An 18367-nucleotide genomic window follows, 5' to 3' on the forward strand; every position below is an offset into this window, starting at 1 on the left:
TCGCAGGCCGTCGCAAAAAACCCAATTTGGAATGCGACTAGCTGCTGACCCGCACCTCGCGCGTGGACCCCATACCGCTACCTTCATTCACGCTCAGGCCCAACCGTTTCGCTCGCTCCCAATATTGTCTTTTCTTTACCTTCCTGGCTTGCGGTCTCGGCGGTGTATACGACTGTGATTCTCACGTGCATCACCGATACGTCACATGATCCCTGCACCGGAGTGTTGTCCACATCACCAACAGGCGTTAATCTAATGATCGTCAGCGCAACACAACTCAATATTAGTTTCGATAGAAACCTTTTTACCCGCTTTATTGAGAACATTTTGTTACCCCCTCACTGTTATGTGTTATTTGGGGCTATCGTAACCCTGCCTAAAAGCACGGAGCGGCCAAAAAGAATATTTTGCGAAATTCGCGTTTCGGCCGGAAAATTTTCTTGAGTAAGCACCGAATCACTTTTATTTTTCCGCAGAAAAGCTGGAAGGAGCCAGAAAAATGCCCGGAAAGTACGTATACAACAGCATTACACTAGCCCATAAATGTGCATTGCTGCTTAGCCCAGACAATATTTATTCCATTGCATACCATAACGCCCAAGGAAACCCGACAAACAAAGACGGTAGCGAGAAAGAACGATGGGTTGGCAACACATTTAAAGCTGTTGTTGGCCTTAAAAAAGATACCGTCCGAAGCATTGCACTTGGCGGATTCCCCAACGGCGCCCCCAATACAGATTATGGAGAGACGATAGTAGCTAGCTTGCGGAAATTCAGAGAGGAGATGAAGCAGAAGCTCGGCACCGATCATCGCTTATTTCAACATGAAGAAGTCACTGCGGAAGACTTTTCTGTCGAAGTGGATTTAGGCAAAGATGGTCGCAATTGCGTCGGGGAGGCTTCAGTCTGGAATGTCGCGAAGAAATTGGGACTTAGCCGCGAAGAAAGTTATATAGCGATAGAAAAAGAACGGAACATGCGGCCCAAAGAGAATTGCAGTTATTTCCTATCAGAAGAACTCGCAACGATGACACTCGATAGAGCCGCCGGGGCCTATCTAATTATTACACCAACAGCTTATGGAAGCTCCACAGGGATTAGATTACTCACTATGCGCATCTCGCATGTCATGACAAATCCATACGGTTCTGGTTGTTGTATACGCGTAAAAGTAAACCTACCCAATCGCCATTCAGACAAGCCATCTATGCGCTACCAATATCGCGGCCATTTGATTCCGACTAATGGACAACTGGGGTGGTCAATGCATCTTGGGCAAGCGCCATACACGGTAGACCTGGAAGAAGAGATGTTTCAAGCAGGCAAGCAGATCATTGAGCCTAGATGGGGCGAAGGTGGTGAGGTGCAACGCAAGATAAAAGCTGAATCGGATCACCCAATTCATCTAGCTGACGACATGCATATCCAGTTAAAAGAGCCACACCGAGCACGACCGACCATCGGCCTACTTTCATCATTGAGTCAACGCACTCTACACGACGATGTGGATTCAGTGCGAACACCATATTGCTCCCTTATTGTTACCTCCGGCATTTTTCTTGGCGATTTTACTGACGAAGAGCGCAGGTTTATGCAGGAAGGCATCGGCATATACCGAACATTGGAAGAGGCTCGCACGAAATTGTTAGCATTAGTGCAAACCGAAGAACAGATTCACGCAATCAATGATACGTGCGACGCATACGAAAAAGTGAGAGAACGGCATGGATCAGAGATGATGTTCAAGTGCCCTAGCTTACCTTCCTTGTGATACTTCAGGACGCCATCATCTCAGCGCGATGCGGTAAAGGCTTAGCCGCAACGGAGCAAACGAACCCAACCTCACGAATAAGGAGCAGCAGGCAACTCCATCAACTTATTGCAACGAGGCCGTTCAATAGCTAACAACCCGACCAGGTAATGACTTCACCCGAACACACCAGCAGCTCATTAAGCTCTCAAATGAGCATACCTGCTAACCCGTCTTGACGCTCTAGGAACGAGCACAGCCCAACTCCACTCGTGCCCGCCTCCCAGTCACACCCACTCTTTTTCGCCCTCCATACACCCAAACGCGCCTTCATACCAAAGTAAACCGAGAGGTAAACTCTCAGTTTTTTGATACACCAGTATCAGTATTTTGATATTCACAAATTTCTGAGACACCAGATATAACCTAACCAATTGTTTTATAAAGAAATTTTAATTGGCACGCTACTTGATATCTCTCAAATCGTAATTTGACGCCGTGTTCAAACAGTAGTTGGAGCACATCCCAAAAATTTATGGTTTAGATCGAGATAAGGCGATGCTGGTTTTAAGAAACTCCCATTCACAGCCACCGTTAACGGGTAATTTGGCAACGGCATTTGTATCCAGGGCACAGACACTTTGGAATCAAGGCGATGCAGAGCAGTTGGTTCAGCTTTTTGCCCCCCACTGCGATTGGTATAGCTGTAATCAAACACTGCTTGGGCAGCAAGCGTTGTTTCAATCCCTCCAAGACCAGTTCAAAAGCCGCTCCCACTGCCAAGTGGCGCTTAAGCTCCGGTCTCACTCGTTCACTCGACTCTCTATTGACTACCAAGCCTATCGCCAAGACTCCAAAAACCTGCACGGCAAACGAGGCAATGGCAGCGCATTAGTTCAACTGAACAGCAACGGACTTATCTCCGAGTTAAAGATTGTTGGTAGCCAACCGACGCCATCACATCAAACACTAACGCTATCGGTGCGGCCTTTTGTTGGCGGAGGTAGCCATGAACACTAATGTCGAAAAAGCCGATCAGCCCTACTCACTGCTATTGTTTTTGGTCTGCATTCTTATCACCGGGTTTTCTGCTGAATATTCTGATGCATCGATTCGCACGAATTCGCCGAGTCAATTCAGTTTTACCTTTGACAACGATGTGCTCGTGCCGGGAAAACGCGATCAAGACTATACCGCAGGCATCAGTGTCGCCTACAAACAGAAAAATCGCTTCGAATCCATAATCAGTTTACGACCAGCACTTGACGCCGTGGATGGGTTCTTGTCCGTCGATGATGGAACACAAAGCAGTTATGCGATTGAAGCCGGGCTATACGGTTTTACGCCGGAAGAAATCAGCCAAACCCAAGCCACTAAAAACGACCGCCCCTTTGCCAGCATTGTGTATTACTCGCATGCTCAGGAGCGCGTGAATTTTCACGGTCGTGTTGCATGGCAGAGCACATTAACACTGGGTGTTTTAGGCCTAAAAATTTTTGAACAATTGCAAAGTGAAGTGCATGACGTTACCGATAGCGAAGAGGCGCTTGGTTGGCATAACCAAATCTCGGATGGCGGCGAGTTAACCGCACGCTATCAATTGGCAAAACAAGTTGCACTGACACCTGAAGCCAGCCGCATAGAAGCCAAGCTAACGCGCCAAATTTCGCTTGGGTATATCACCGAAGCTAATCTAAGTCTCAACATGCGAGTTGGTAACTTCAATTCGCGCTGGTGGGCATTCAATCCAGAATTAACCAGCTATGGAGAAAAAAGCGCCGTAGAAAACCGCCACTCCGACAACTTTGTTTTCTTTGGTGCCGCTATAAAAGCCAGGGCATACAACGCTTTTTTGCAAGGCCAATTCCGCAGCAGCAAGGTCACTTTTAACAACGATGAAATTAAACACTTTTTAGTGGAAGCCTGGGTGGGATACACCAAATCACTCTTCAAGGGATACCAACTGACTTACATGGTACGTGGACATACATCGGAAGTGAAAGAAGGAGGAGGTGATCGTGACTTAATTTGGGGCGGTTTAATACTTAACAAAACATTCTATTAGTGATCAACATTTTTGGAGAACATTATGTCAACTATCAAATTGTATCGTCATCCTTTATCCGGCCATTCGCACAGAGTCGAGCTATTACTTTCTCTGCTGAATATAGAGGCTGAGATTATCGATGTAGACTTATTAAACGCAGAACATAAAACACCGGAATTTCTGGAGAAAAACCCATTAGGACAAGTGCCGGTTTTAGAAGACGGAGACGTAACCATTTACGACTCCAATGCAATTCTAATCTACCTCGCTACCCAATATGACCAAGACAAAAAATGGCTCCCTAGCGATCCTGTCGGTGCCGCTCTAGTAGCGCAATACTTGTCAGTTGCTGCCGGTCCTGTTGCGTTTGGCCCAGCGGCTGCACGCTTAATCACTGTGTTTGGCGCACCATTAGATGCACAGTTCGCCATCGCGACAGCCAAAAACATTCTTACCGCATTGAATAATCACTTAGCGAAAACTAAATGGTTAGCAGCAGGCCACCCAACCATCGCCGATGTTGCAAACTATGCGTACATAGCACATGCACCTGAAGGCAATGTTGACTTGTCCGATTTCCCACACGTGAAAGCCTGGCTTCAACGCGTGGAATCTCTCACTGGCTTTGTGCCAATGCAATCAACCGCAGTAGGGTTGGCGGCATAATATGATGACCACATCTCCCTTTCATCGCGGTGAACAATTCATTCAAAAGCGTTTAGGCGTTAATGATCAAATGGAGCGTTTTGGGCAAAAAGTTATCCGTAACTACCTGCCCGACCAGCACATGACATTTTATCAACAGCTGTCCTATGTCTTTGCTGGCTCTGTTGATGAAAAAGGGTGGCCCTGGGCGTCGATATTAATCGGCGACCCAGGATTTATATCCTGCCCAGATCCAAAATTTTTATCTGTCGACGCCGCAACCATACCCGGCGATCCACTCCAGCAAAGCCTAAAGCACGGAAAAAAGGTGGGCATGCTAGGCATAGAACTGGCAACACGTCGTCGAAATAGACTTTCAGGAACCGTTATTGCCACCACAGACAATGAATTCAGCTTGAAGATAGATCAATCGTTTGGAAACTGCCCGCAATACATTCAAGCGCGCACACCAAACAAGGATAGCGATCAAACGCTTTCGACAAAGCAATCCACGTTTACAACGCTGAATAGCTACGCGAAAACGTTGATTGAACAGAGCGATACGCTGTTTGTCACCAGCTATGTCAGCAATGCAATTTCAGGTAGCGACTTTGGCGCGGCTGAAGGTGTCGACGTCTCTCATCGAGGAGGAAAACCCGGATTTGTAAAAGTAGAAGACGATAAGGTATTAAAAATCCCAGACTACGCCGGTAATTTTCATTTCAATACCTTAGGCAATTTGCTAGAGAACCCCAAGGCCGGGCTGTTGTTTATCGATTTCAACAAAGGCCACTTGCTGATGCTAACGGGTCGAGCGGAAATCCTTTGGGACTACCCCAATCTAGAATTTTTTGAAGGCGCCGAGCGGGTTTGGGCCTTCTCACTTGATCATGGTGTACTTCTCGAAAATGCACTACCACACACGTGGTCAGCACCATTATTTTCAATCAATTCAGAACTAACCGGCACCTGGCGCGAAGCTGAATTAAAACGCGAAGCCGATAAATTTCGACATGAATGGCGACAACATATGGTAACTCGTGTTGAGAAAGAAAGTAGTGATATCACATCATTCTACTTAAAGCCGAGCACAACCGCTGGCGACACTCGTCGCAACATAATGCATTCCGAAAACTCGGCAAAAGCTCACTTTAAAGCCGGACAGTTTTTAACGCTAAAAGGGGCCATTGACGGAAAGGAAACCATCAGAACCTACACCGTATCAAGTGCGCCCAATGACGAAGAATATAGAATCAGCGTTAAGAAGGATGGTGTTTTCTCACAGTATTTACACGGCCACTTGACGCCCGGTTTCAGCATCAATGCAAAGTCACCAACCGGGGATTTTTTCGTCGTCACACCTCACAAGCGCCCAATCGTTCTCATTGCTGCAGGTGTCGGCATCACACCCATGGTGTCTATATTGCGTGATTTATTGTTCACCCAATTGAAAAAAAGACAGGCCCTCCCCGTTACCCTCATCGCAGTAGCGCGATCAGCCGAAGAACGGGCATTTTTTAAAGAACTCGGTGAGTTGGCTAGCCGTCTCGTACAAGCCAACATTATTTGGTGCCTTACACAGCCAGAAAGCCATTTGGTGCAGGGGCAAGACTATGACCATCACGGTCGCCTGACCGAGCAGGTACTGCAAGCACATCTTCCTCAAGGTAAGGAGAGTGATGTCTATATTTGTGGGCCAACTCCATTTATGCAATCCGCCTACACCTGGCTACGCAGGCTGGATATTCCGGACAACCAAATCCATGCCGAAGCGTTTGGCCCCTCTTCGCTGCAACGAGAATTAGCCTCTCACGCATCCGTTGATTATGCAGACGAGGCGCTGGTTTCAGTCCTTGATCGAAAAGGAAACCATCTTCTAGAACAACACTGGCAACGGTCAGATGGGACGCTACTCAATTTTCTGGAAACACACGGCGTTGAACCTAACTTTGGTTGTCGCAGTGGTCGGTGCGGCAGCTGTCGAGCCAAACGGCTAGAAGGCAATGTACTTCATTCGAGCCCAATCAGTTCTGATTTGAAGGACGATGAAATTTTACTGTGTGTCGCAAAGCCATCGGCTACCGACAGCAGCAATGACACTCAGTTAGTCATTGAGTTAATCGAATAACTGCGTGGTTTAACCAACAAAGAGATTGAGGCAACTCCTATGTTGAATATGAATTTTAATGAGCGTGTAGTCATTGAAACGCGCAACAAAGAATGGCAAGTAAGCCCAAAACCTGGCGTTTTGAGAAAGCCACTTGCGCGAGAAGAAGCTGAACGTGGACATGCAACGAGTATCGTCAGATATGAAGCAGGCGCGCACTTCCACAAGCACGGCCATCCGCTCGGCGAAGAAATTTTTGTGTTAGATGGCGTCTTCTCTGACGAAACCGGCGATTACCCAGCAGGCACTTACATTCGTAACCCCAAGGGTTTTAAACATGCGCCTTTTAGCCGCGAGGGCTGCACCCTATTTGTAAAACTTCATCAATTTCAAACTGGGGATACCACGAGTCTTCGCATTAATACCAATGAAGCTAGTTGGGTTCCTGGCGAAGGGCATCTAGATGTCATGCCCTTACATCAGTTTAACAGCGAGTCGGTGGCTTTGGTGCGTTGGCCCGCAGGAGAAAAATTCGATTTTCGGCTGCACGCTGGCGGTGAAGAAATATTGGTGATTAGTGGCGAATTTATCGATGAAAGTGGCCGCTACCCCAAAGGCACCTGGATCAGAAATCCCCACCTAAGCCTGCATAAACCCTATGTCGAAGAAACGACGTTGATTTGGCTAAAAACAGGCCACTTACATAACACACCGATTCACTAACGAATAATCATTTAGCAATGCTACACACTGACAATATTCAACAACCCACAGGAGTATTCAACATGAAACCTTTTGACGGCATCAAAAAATTATCACTTTATCATTTTCAATCATGCCCGTTTTGCGCATCAACCCGTAGCGTGATTAAAAAAACCGGACTGTCCATTGAACACCGCGATATTCAAAAAAATCAATCCCATTGGGCCGATTTAGTTGAGAACGGAGGAAAGTCACAAGTCCCTGCACTTCGGATCGAGCGCGAATTTGAACCGACTCAATGGATGTATGAATCAGGTGATATCAATGAGTTCTTAACACTTTACGCTCAAGAAATACAACACAAGAAAACAGCATAACTAAACAGTACAACGGGGTATTACCATGAAAAATAGTATCGATTACCGAACCGTGGATGTGGCCATCATTGGATTCGGCACAGCGGGTATGTCCGCTTACCGCGAGGCCCTGAAACAAACTCAAAACATTGTGTTTATCGAGGCAGCACACTTTGGCACTACGTGTGCGCGAGTCGGGTGTATGCCAAGTAAACTATTAATAGCTGCCGCCGAAGCGGCACACAATGCCGAGTCCACCGCGCAGTTCGGTATTCATACTGCGGGTATTACCGTCGATGGTAAACAAGTGCTCAAACGTGTCCAAAGTGAAAGAGACCGATTTGTAGGTTTTGTTAATGAAGCAGTAGAAGAGTTTGATCCAGCCCATAAATTGCTTGGCCGCGCACAGTTTAAAGATGACAACACATTGATCGTAAATGACGACATCGAAATTACTGCGCGACGAATTGTTATAGCCACAGGTTCTCGCCCCGCCTACCCCGCTTTATTAGCTGAAGCAGGCGACAGATTGCTAACCAATGATTCAATATTTGAGCTAAGCGACTTACCCAAATCCGTCGCGGTATTTGGGCCAGGGGTCATTGGACTAGAACTCGGTCAAGCATTGAGCCGCCTAGGCGTCAAAGTGAAAGTGTTTGGCCGAAGCGGCAGCGTTGCCGCTATTAGCGATCCGGTTATTCGAGAATACGCAAACACCACATTTAACCAAGAGTTTTATCTGGACACACGCGCGAATGTCAAAAGCACCGTAAAACAGGACGACTCCGTCTTGATTCGCTATATCAACAAAGATGGTTTGGAGATTGATGAAACCTTCGATTATATTTTGGCGGCAACCGGCCGCAGACCGAATGTCGACAACATTAGTCTTGACAATACCACACTAGCGCTCGATTCCCGTGGTGTGCCTATTGTTGACCGCTACACAATGCAAACCAGCGTCCCACATATTTTTATGGCAGGCGATGCAACAGACGATCAAACCTTACTGCATGAAGCAGCGGATGAAGGTCGCATTGCAGGTAGTAATGCGAGCAGCTTCCCTGATATTCGTTCTGGCTTGCGTCGTTCGCCACTTAGCGTTGTATTTACTGACCCCCAGGTGGCCACCGTAGGTTTGAATTTTCAGCAAGTAAATGACCAGTACGCGTCCTGTTTTGCCATCGGTGAAGTCAGCTTCGAGAATCAAGGTCGAAGCCGAGTCATAGGTAAAAACAAAGGTCTTTTGCGGGTTTACGCCGCTCAAGGTACCGGCATATTGTTAGGTGCAGAAATGTTTGGTCCAAGTGCCGAGCACATCGGCCATTTGATGGCTTGGGCGTTACAACAACGACTTACTATCAATCAATTGCTTGATATGCCTTTTTATCACCCCGTGATAGAAGAAGGCTTACGTACAGCCTTGCGCGATGTCGCCTCGAAGTTACATCTAGGCCCGGAAATGGTTGCCCGCTGTCTAGACTGCGGCCCCGGTGCATAGGTTCGCAGGTTCGCAGGTTCGTTAAACTACCCCGCTGCGTGTACAGCCAGCAACACTATCAACTGAAGATATATTTTTAACACCCCGTCAGTCCCCCTTTGCCAGTTGGGCGCTTTTACTGAGTGTATTTGCGTTCGCTGGCATTTTTTAAATACATAAATGCAGCCATGGCTGGTTTATACGCTAAAACCGCCAGCTAAGCGCACGGTTTACCGCGTCTGGCATTCTATATACACTTCAAGCTTGCAAACATCTATCGTTCTACCGAACACTAATATTCCATAACAATAACCCAGGATGTTCCAATGCGCTTATGTCTAGTAGTCGCTAGCTTTCTTTTGGTTTTGGTCTCGGCCTGCGGACAGCAGGAAGCTCCGAATATAGCCAACGCAAAGCCTTTTGACCCAACTGAAACGAACGTATTAGCTGCTTGGCTAGACGAAGAGTTCGCTACGCAACTCAATTTTTCGCCTCAATGGAAAACACAGCTTGGCGATAAATCTGATTACGACAAATTAGATGATCCATCGATTACTGCACAAGAGCAGAGGCTCCAGTGGCACAGACGTAGTGTTGCGGAAATGGAGTCCCGTTTTGATTATCTAAAATTAAGTGCTGAAGGAAAAGACTCCTATGACTTGTGGCGGTTTGGGTTAGAACGTGCAGAAATGCAATATAAATGGCGCACATACCGTCTGCCCTTTGTTCGTGGTGGCGCTCATGCTTATTTACCTAACTTCCTCATTAATTTTCATAAGATTGAATCGGCTTCCGATGCGCAAGATTACATAGCGCGGCTTGATAAACTTGATGACGTACTCAACACCTACTTATCACTCACTAAACGTTCAGCAGATAAAGGGATACGAGCAGCACAATTTAATTATCAATTTGCTATTGATGAAATCCAGCGGGTCGTCAGCGGTGAACCCTTTGACTCAACGGGAATCTCACCACTTTGGAAAGACATCAGCAGCAAGGTGACTAAGCTCGCTGAAGACGGTTTAATCGACGACAATGCGGCATCAGAAATACTCGCTTCTGCTCGAGATATTCTATTAACGCAAGTCGGACCAGCGTATGACAATGTAGCAAATTGGCTAGACACCGATAGGAAAAACGCCCCACCAGGTCAAGGCGTCTGGTCGTTACCAGAGGGCGACGACTATTATGACTATCGATTATCACTCAATACCACTACGCAACTCACTGCGGATGAAATTCATCAAATTGGTCTCACAGAAGTTGAGCGTTTACGCAGTGAAATGCAGACACTGCTTGAAACTATTAATTTCGACGGGACGTTGGACGAATTCTTCATCTATATCCGTGAAGATCCGGACAACCGACTGACCTTGCCAAACACTGATGAAGGTCGGCAGCAGTATATTGATCTCGCCACACAGTATCTCGATAAGATTAAACAAGAATTACCAAACTATTTTGGCATACTCCCAAAAGCCGACCTCATCGTAAAACGAGTTGAGCCATTTCGCGAGCAAGATGGCGCAGCCCAACACTATTATGCCGGCGCACCCGATGGCTCAAGACCCGGTATTTTTTACGCGCACTTATCGGATATGAATGCCATGCCAGTTTATCAACTCGAGGTTATTGCCTATCACGAAGGCAACCCAGGGCACCATATGCAAATTTCCATTGCGCAAGAACTTACGGATATTCCTCGCTTCCGAACCCAAAGTTTTCATACCGCATATGTCGAGGGCTGGGCACTGTATTCAGAGTTTCTTGCAAAAGAAATGGGTTTTTATCAGGATCCTATTTCAGATTTTGGCCGACTAACAACCGAGATGTGGCGAGCTATAAGATTAGTCGTTGATACCGGGTTGCACGCTAAACAATGGTCAGAGGAAGATGCCGTGCAGTACTTTCTCGCTAATTCACCACAACCAGAGACGACTGTGCGCTCAGAGGTGCAACGCTACTTATCTAACCCAGGGCAAGCGACCGCTTACAAAATCGGTATGTTGGAGATTTTGCAATTGCGCAAAGAAGCGAAACAATTGCTAGGCGAAGAATTTGATATTCGCGGTTTTCACGATACCGTTTTAGGCGGGGGTTCACTACCGCTACCGGTGCTTAGAACGCGCATTTTTCGCTGGATAAGCAACACAACACGATAGCCACACCAGTACTTAGACAGCCGATACCATCTAAACGGACAATTCGATTATGACAGATTCAACTATTTATCTTCCCAAAGAGTCACAAGGCACAGCTCCCAGCTACCAGCGCTTAAAAGGGAGAAATATTTTAATTGTCGGTGGCGGCCAGGACGAACGCGGCGTTGAGGATGCCCCTATAGGCAACGGGCGGGCCATGGCTATATTGTTTGCGCGCGAAGGTGCGCATGTTTCGGTTGCTGATAAAAATTTGGCGTCTGCCGAGCGCACTTGTGAAATTATCACTGGCGAAGGAAACACCGCATTCCCGTTGGCATTAGATGTTCGAAATCCAGAGATGATTGAGCGAGAAATCAAAAGCGCGCACAACACAATGGGCGGGTTAGACGGACTTGTTTATAACGTTGGCTTTGGGAATGAGATGTTTTTTGACAACATGACAGCTGAAAGCTGGGATAAAGTTATGGAAGTGAATTTGCGAGGTGCCGCCTTAACAATAAAAGCTGCGCTTCCATTAATGGGCGATGGTGGAGCGATTTCGATAACATCTTCCACTGCATCCATTAAACCCGGCAGCCAAATACCGGCTTATGATGCATCCAAAGCCGCGCTTGCAGGGTTGATGAGGCACACAGCTTTCGAAGGAGCAAAACGAAACATTCGCGCAAATGTCGTGGCACCCGGCTTAATGGATACCGCCCTAGGACGAATAGCCTCACAAAAAAGACCATCACGCGCAAAAACACCCATTCCTCTCAACCGCCAAGGCACAGGCTGGGAAGTCGCTTACATGACTCTGTTTTTATTAAGCGACGAAGCGGCGTACATCACCGGTCAAGTTATGGTTGTTGACGGCGGGCTTACCAGCATCCGATAGCGCTTGACTCAACTCTGATAGCCACAGACCATTCACACTGTTGTGCCGATTAGCCCAGCGATCGGCGTTAACAAGTAAAACCAACAATTTCAGAAATAGACCTCGTTAGGAAATCACAACAGGAACCTAACTCTATCACCGCTCCATTTTAATTCCGCTCACCTCGGTGCGCATTTTTCCCAGCTTTGAGCGCATGTAGGCGCTTACAGATTGTACTGCACAGGCTTTTTATCAATTCGCCATCACATCAAAACAAATCTAATAATGTAACCAGCTGATAATGCGAGCCAGCCGCATACAGCTGTTGCACCACTACATTGGCACACTCAGGTCACCCAATTAAGGAAAGTCCGCTATAAAAATATTTCAAGGAATCGCCCATAAGAGATTTTTTCTCGATCAGATTAATGCGCAAGCTGAAACGCAGTAATAGACGCTACGACATTTGAAGTTCAACGCGCCACTAAAACCGCAAAGAATACACCGAAAACCAAAAAGCGAAGTTTACGGTCATCACTGCCTTTGAGTGTGATTCGGTGTTTCTATACATTAGCGCCCCTCAAAAATATTCGTTGGTAATTAGCAGAGACAAAGGGCATGAAAATCATCAAGAAAGGATTCGTATTCGTTTTATTAGTCGTTTCTAGTGGAAGTTTTTCCGAATCCGCCATTGAGAATAGATCGCAGCTCACTCAAAGCAAGACACAACCCACAGCAGATAGCCTGTTCTTTCCTCATCGCGCCTCTACGACTCATAACAATTTGGCAAGCACGAATAGCTTTGAAAGTGCAGAAATATGTCGTGGATGTCATCAAGAAATTTATAACGAATGGCGTTCATCGATGATGGCAAACAGTTGGGAGGATCCTATCTATCGCGCACTGCTTAAAAAAGCCAGCGAAGAAACCGATGGCGCAATTGACTACTTTTGTACTGGGTGCCATTCTCCTGCCGGTTTATTAACAGGGAAAATAAATTCTCAGGTTAATCGCACCTTACCAGAAGAAGACTCTATTCATCTACCGGGCGTAGATTGCGATGCTTGCCATCGAATGACTGGGATATCGGGGCTAACCAACGGCGCTTATATTCTTGATGCCAATGCCGATGTAAACGTCAAGCGCGGTCCCCGCCGTGATGCTGAATCGCCTTACCATCAAACCGAATACTCAACCCTTCACAAGCAATCTGAAATGTGCGGTGCCTGCCATAACGTAAGCCATCCGTTTAATGATATTCCAATAGAACGCACCTATGACGAGTGGTACGAAAGTGCCTACCGAACGCAGGGCATTGAATGCCAAGACTGCCATATGCCGCGAGTAAAAGGCCGAGCTGCGATTATGGGGCCCATGAGGGAAGATCGAGCCTCGCATCATTTCTCTTCAGCAAACACAACCATCATTGAACGATTTGGCGATCATCAAAGCGTAGAAACCGCACGTAAGTTTTTACAAACTAGCGCCACCATAGAATTTGTTGATCTACCCCGACAATTGTCAGCTGGCGGTGTTCACAACATACAAGTCAAAGTCACGAACGTTGGTGCGGGACACAAGCTACCCACGGGTTTTCCTGAGGGGCGCGAAGTGTGGATCGATTTCCAAGTGTTAAACCAGAACAACGAGGAGATGTATCGACTGGGTCAGGTATCAAACGGCAAAACCGAACCCGGTACAAAAAATTTTAAAGTTCATCTAGGTAACACTCATGGCGAAGAAGTGGATATCGAAGTATGGACAGTCGACCGTATTCTTTCTGATAACCGGATACTACCGAATGGTTATGCGACAGAAACCTATCGCGTTCCTGTTCCAGATAATCTCAATGGCCTCTTAACAGTCAACGCTACACTCTACTATTGGCCTTTTTCCCAAGCCTTCGCAGACCATTTATTAGGCAAAGATAAAATCAACGTTTCTATTGAGCAATTAGCTACGACGTCTCAAACTATTCAAATCCATTAGCATGAAGCGAGTTTAGGGCAAGCTGCTGCCTGCATGGTGCCTATATGGCGCCGTCCATTTAAAAGCGGTACGATTGCAAGGACGACAACAATAATTGATAGGGAACGTTATGAAGAGCGGACTTGAAGCAAGCACAAACACAACTTCATGGTTTATAGCCATTATTCTATCCATCATTTCTCACGGCACATTAGCGGGTATTGTGGAGTTCAATGACGCTATGCGAAAAGGAGACTTTGCAACAGCTGCCGCAGAGACTCAATCAATTTGGAGCGACTACGACAAAGGCAAAGAGTCGGCTCCAACCCTCGCCCGAGAATTTGGTTTCGTGAACTATATGGCTGGGAATTACGATACCGCAATGGAGTTCGTTAACCAACTTAACGCCAGTGAACTTGTCGATAATCAACCCAAGGTCACCGCTATTCTTGCTGCAGCGATTAACTACAAAAAGGATGGTGATATTAAAGACTTGCCCGACCTATCCACAGCACTAACCGATCGACTCACGGTAGACGGGTTAGACAATATTTCGCTGATTGGTGCGGACTTGCTATACCAAAGTTATTGGGAAAAAGGAAAGTGGCTGGAGATTGAAGAAGCCGCGAGCTTATCGAAATCTCTTTATATGCGCGGAGGAGACCAGCTACTGATTCGCCAATATAAAGCCGATTTGATCACCAGCGCTGCCAAGTTCCTAACAAAAGGCAAGGTCAATCAATACAACGTTATGGGTGAATTGCACGATACAATCGTCGACGCGATCAATAACAGTCAGCCGGGAATGAAACGTAAGGGATTAGCAGAATTAAAGTTTACGGCTCAAGCGTGGGCAAACGCCATGTTCATGGCCTACAAAACCTACCACCCACGCACAGGCACATATATCGACCAAAATGAGAAGATACGTAGCTTTGCTATGCCGCGTGTTTCTATTTTCGATGATGAGCCGTCGAGAGTCGTTTCCAAACCTTGCGATGTCGATTTAAAAACTCCCACTCTACGTTACCCACCCAACGCAGCCTTCCGGGGTTCAGTTGGTTCAGTGGTAACGCTGATAAAATTTGACGAAAAAGGAAAATCAACGTCCGCCAAAGTATTGTCTGCAGTCCCAACCGGGATTTTTGCGCGAACAGTTATGGATAAATCAGACAAATTTTATTTAGAGAAACTCGACACGTCTGATAAGGATTGTCAGTTCCCTGAGCGCCTTGTGCAATCGTTTTCATTTTATATTCAATAACGCATCAGGGTATAGCAGGGCATTCCGCTAAAGTCGTTTGGTTAGCGAGTGCCCTTAACAACGTCTACTCCAACCGCTGTTTCCTGTATCCAGTCGAGTAGTTCTTGCGCCTGGAACGGCTCACTAAAGTACCACCCCTGAATCAGGTCGCACCGCAGCTGCCGCAGTAGTTCATACTGTGCAGCGGTCTCAACACCCTCCGCCACGACTACCATGCCTAGCCCGTGCGCCATTGCAATGGTTGCCGTCACCAACTGCACGCTAGCCTGCTTTTCCTCAAGATCTGCTATAAACTCACGATCAATTTTAAGGGCGTTAAATGTGTATCGTCTTAAATAGCTAAGCGATGAGTAACCGGTACCAAAATCATCCATAGCCAAGGTCACTCCCATTTCTTTTATCGCGTGCAGCGTATCATCGATGTATTGATGACCACTCATCAACACACCTTCAGTTATCTCTAACTCTAGCAAATGACTATCGACACCAGAGCGCTCTATTTCGTCTTTGACCTGTTGAATCAAACGGTTTGAAATAAACTGGCGTGGTGACAGATTGACCGCCATGGTGAGCGGCCTGCCGGCAAGTGCGTTAATGTCTTTAAGTGCGGCAAGCGCTGACCTCAATACAAACAAACCGATGCTTTCAATTTGTCCGTTTTGTTCGGCGATAGGTATAAATTCTTCTGGTGCGACATTTCCTAGCTCTTTGCTCGCCCATCGAATTAGCGTCTCAAACCCTACCGTGGCTTTTGTTGCAGCATCCACTTTGGGTTGATACACCACATACAACTCATTTCGTTTTAACGCGTTGCGCAATTGCTCTTCGACCGCTAACTTTCGAGATACCGCATCATGCAAGCTTGGCGTATAGAAAGTAAACTGATCATCGCTTTCTTGTTTAACATGATGCGTAGCGGCTTCTGCGCATTGCATTAGCACCTCCGCCGTCTCTCCATCACTGGGATATAACGCGATGCCAATCCCGGCTGTGAACACAACGTTGCGATTTCCTACCGACACGCCGTTCTCTAAATTTTTGAGAACACTTTTCGCCACTAGTGCTGCATCAGCCACGTCAATCAATGCGGGGATAATCAATAGAAATTGATCACCACCCACCCGCCCTAGCAAGCTATCCGCCGGTGACACGGCAGCAATACACTCTGCAATTTGCTTTAAGGCTTCATCACCCGCTTCGTGACCTAACGTATTATTCACTTTTTTAAAGTCATCAATATCAATCGATAGCGTTGCCAACTTTTGATTACCATGGCTAGATTGACGCACAAATTGACCCAGCCTCTCATGAACCAAAAATCGATTCGGCAGCCCAGTAAGAGGATCGTAATAGGCATAGCGCAAAACTTTCTCGGCCTGTTCTTTTACCTTTTTCTTTAACAACACATTCCATAAAAGAATCATTACCGTGATAACAACCAGCACAACAACGATGTTTCGTAATAGCTCATCGCCTATGACCGGCTCGTAATCGATTTGCAGCCAACGTTCTGATATTTCTTGTCGTTGCCTTTGATTAATGCTGTCTAAGCCTTTTTGAAGGATTGAAGCAAGCTCTGGCCAATCCTTACGAGTCGCAAAGTGTAGGTAGTCGATCTCGGAGGACACTGGCGCTGCCACTTTGATATTGGCGAGATTCAATTGACGAATCCAATAGGTAGAGGATGCAACATTACCCACCAACGCATCGACTTCACCACCAGACAGCGCTAACAATGAAGATTCGAGTGTCTCATAGGTAACGGGTTGTATATCGGAGTGCTCCAACAAATAACCATGATGCGAGCTATTGACCTGCACACCCACGGACTTATCACGAAGATCGGACAAGCCAAAAACAAACTCCTCAGAGTCACGTGTAATGATTACTCGGTAGAATTGTAAGTACGGCTCTGTGTAGTTTAGGTATTGCTCTCGCGCTTTAGTTTTTCCCACTGCTGGCAGCACATCAATGTCACCTCGTTGCGCCGCGACCATGATGTCATCCCAGCCTTTACCTTCAACCACCTGCATATCAAGGTTTAATCGTTGGTTAAGTAGGTCAAGGTACTCTGATGCCATTCCAGCGTAACGACCATTCTCCATAAATTCGAACGGTGCAAATTCTGGATCAACACCAACACGAATCTTTGGGTGCGCCTCTATCCACTGAAGCTCTTGGCTGGTTAACGAAATGTCGACAAATAGATCTTGATAATTTTGCGGCAACCACGGCTCACGTAATTGTAAGTGCGTATAGTCTGAAATCGTACTTAATGCTTTATTGAGAATTGACTGAAGCTCTGGCCAATCGCTTCGAACGGCTATCGACTCAGCTGCACTATCACGATCATACAATGCTGCATATTTGAGGTTGCTCAGTAAGTATTTTGTTCGCAGGTAATGACCTGCCGCGAGAAACGTAATGGCCGCGTCCGCTTTACCTGTCGATACCGCGCGCAACCCATCTAACATGGTGTCAACAAAGACCACTTCTGCGGTGGGAAACTCTTTTATAATGTGGGCGCTGTATTGATATGACTTAACAAGCGCAATTCGCTTCCCGCGAAGATCACCGCGCCTGTTAATATCAGTGCTCTCACCACGGGTTACAATAACTAACGATTTCTGTATGTAAGGCCCTGTAAACTTAAACCACTCCGCTCTCTCTGTTCGATTAACCATGGTCGCAACAACATCAACCCGCTTTTGCTTGGCGTCGTTATATAGCGACTGCCATTGGGTTTCATGATACTCGACAAACTTTATACCTAGTCGCTCCTCAAGCAACTTAAACGTTTCTATGGCTATACCTTCAATATCGCCACTATCATTTTTAAAGCTATAAGGAGGAAAGTTTCCATCGTATGCCACCGTGATGCGCGGGTGCTCTTGTAGCCACATTCGCTCTTGCTGGCTTAAGTTTAGGGAAGGATGAGCGTCGGCAAATGTCTCAGCGATGGTGATGTTGAGTGCAAGAAAAAAGGTTACAAGCTGTATCACCAATTTTGGACACATAAGGATTACT

Annotated in this window: 14 protein-coding genes; 12 read left to right on the plus strand and 2 right to left on the minus strand. The window is 46.6% G+C overall.

Annotated elements, in window-relative coordinates:
- Positions 1-83: 83 nt before the first annotated feature.
- Positions 84-326, minus strand: coding sequence for a hypothetical protein (locus ACZ5NB_RS17355; protein WP_460233466.1), 243 nt, complete (start codon positions 324-326; stop codon positions 84-86).
- Positions 327-499: 173 nt separating this feature from the next.
- On the opposite strand from ACZ5NB_RS17355, the gene ACZ5NB_RS17360 reads away from it, so the two are divergent.
- From ACZ5NB_RS17360 to ACZ5NB_RS17415, 12 genes are all read left to right on the plus strand, one after another.
- Positions 500-1771: a hypothetical protein gene (locus ACZ5NB_RS17360; RefSeq protein WP_460233467.1), complete on the plus strand. Its 1272-nt coding sequence runs from the start codon at positions 500-502 to the stop codon at positions 1769-1771.
- A gap of 537 nt (positions 1772-2308) precedes the next feature.
- Positions 2309-2770, plus strand: coding sequence for a DUF1348 family protein (locus ACZ5NB_RS17365; protein ID WP_460233468.1), 462 nt, complete (start codon positions 2309-2311; stop codon positions 2768-2770).
- The gene (locus tag ACZ5NB_RS17370) at positions 2760-3815 is read left to right on the plus strand and encodes a lipid A-modifier LpxR family protein (protein ID WP_460233469.1); all 1056 of its coding nucleotides are present in this window, start codon (positions 2760-2762) and stop codon (positions 3813-3815) included. The genes ACZ5NB_RS17365 and ACZ5NB_RS17370 overlap by 11 nt, the downstream gene beginning before the upstream one ends.
- A 24-nt stretch (positions 3816-3839) precedes the next feature.
- Entirely contained in the window at positions 3840-4463 is a 624-nt protein-coding gene (locus tag ACZ5NB_RS17375; protein ID WP_460233470.1) for a glutathione S-transferase family protein, read from the plus strand.
- 1 nt (position 4464) lies between these two features.
- Positions 4465-6570, plus strand: coding sequence for an FAD-binding oxidoreductase (locus ACZ5NB_RS17380; RefSeq protein ID WP_460233471.1), 2106 nt, complete (start codon positions 4465-4467; stop codon positions 6568-6570).
- A 39-nt stretch (positions 6571-6609) separates the two neighbouring features.
- Positions 6610-7272: a cupin domain-containing protein gene (locus tag ACZ5NB_RS17385; RefSeq protein ID WP_460233472.1), complete on the plus strand. Its 663-nt coding sequence runs from the start codon at positions 6610-6612 to the stop codon at positions 7270-7272.
- A gap of 62 nt (positions 7273-7334) precedes the next feature.
- Entirely contained in the window at positions 7335-7628 is a 294-nt protein-coding gene (locus ACZ5NB_RS17390; protein WP_460233473.1) for a glutaredoxin family protein, read from the plus strand.
- Between the two features lie 25 nt (positions 7629-7653).
- Positions 7654-9108 (plus strand): dihydrolipoyl dehydrogenase, encoded by a 1455-nt coding sequence (locus tag ACZ5NB_RS17395; RefSeq protein ID WP_460233474.1) that lies wholly within the window; start codon positions 7654-7656, stop codon positions 9106-9108.
- 305 nt (positions 9109-9413) lie between these two features.
- Complete coding sequence (locus ACZ5NB_RS17400) at positions 9414-11252, plus strand: DUF885 domain-containing protein (RefSeq protein ID WP_460233475.1); 1839 nt, start codon at positions 9414-9416, stop codon at positions 11250-11252.
- Between the two features lie 49 nt (positions 11253-11301).
- The gene (locus ACZ5NB_RS17405) at positions 11302-12129 is read left to right on the plus strand and encodes an SDR family NAD(P)-dependent oxidoreductase (protein WP_460233476.1); all 828 of its coding nucleotides are present in this window, start codon (positions 11302-11304) and stop codon (positions 12127-12129) included.
- Positions 12130-12726: 597 nt separating this feature from the next.
- Positions 12727-14097: a multiheme c-type cytochrome gene (locus ACZ5NB_RS17410; protein ID WP_460233477.1), complete on the plus strand. Its 1371-nt coding sequence runs from the start codon at positions 12727-12729 to the stop codon at positions 14095-14097.
- Positions 14098-14206: 109 nt separating this feature from the next.
- A complete protein-coding gene (locus tag ACZ5NB_RS17415) occupies positions 14207-15340 on the plus strand; it encodes an energy transducer TonB (RefSeq protein ID WP_460233478.1) in 1134 nt (377 codons plus the stop codon).
- A gap of 41 nt (positions 15341-15381) precedes the next feature.
- Here the strand turns inward: ACZ5NB_RS17415 and ACZ5NB_RS17420 are convergent, their stop codons facing one another.
- Positions 15382-18357, minus strand: coding sequence for an EAL domain-containing protein (locus tag ACZ5NB_RS17420; RefSeq protein ID WP_460233479.1), 2976 nt, complete (start codon positions 18355-18357; stop codon positions 15382-15384).
- Between the last annotated feature and the right edge of the window lie 10 nt (positions 18358-18367).

The sequence above is a fragment of the Aurantivibrio plasticivorans genome (assembly GCF_055392955.1).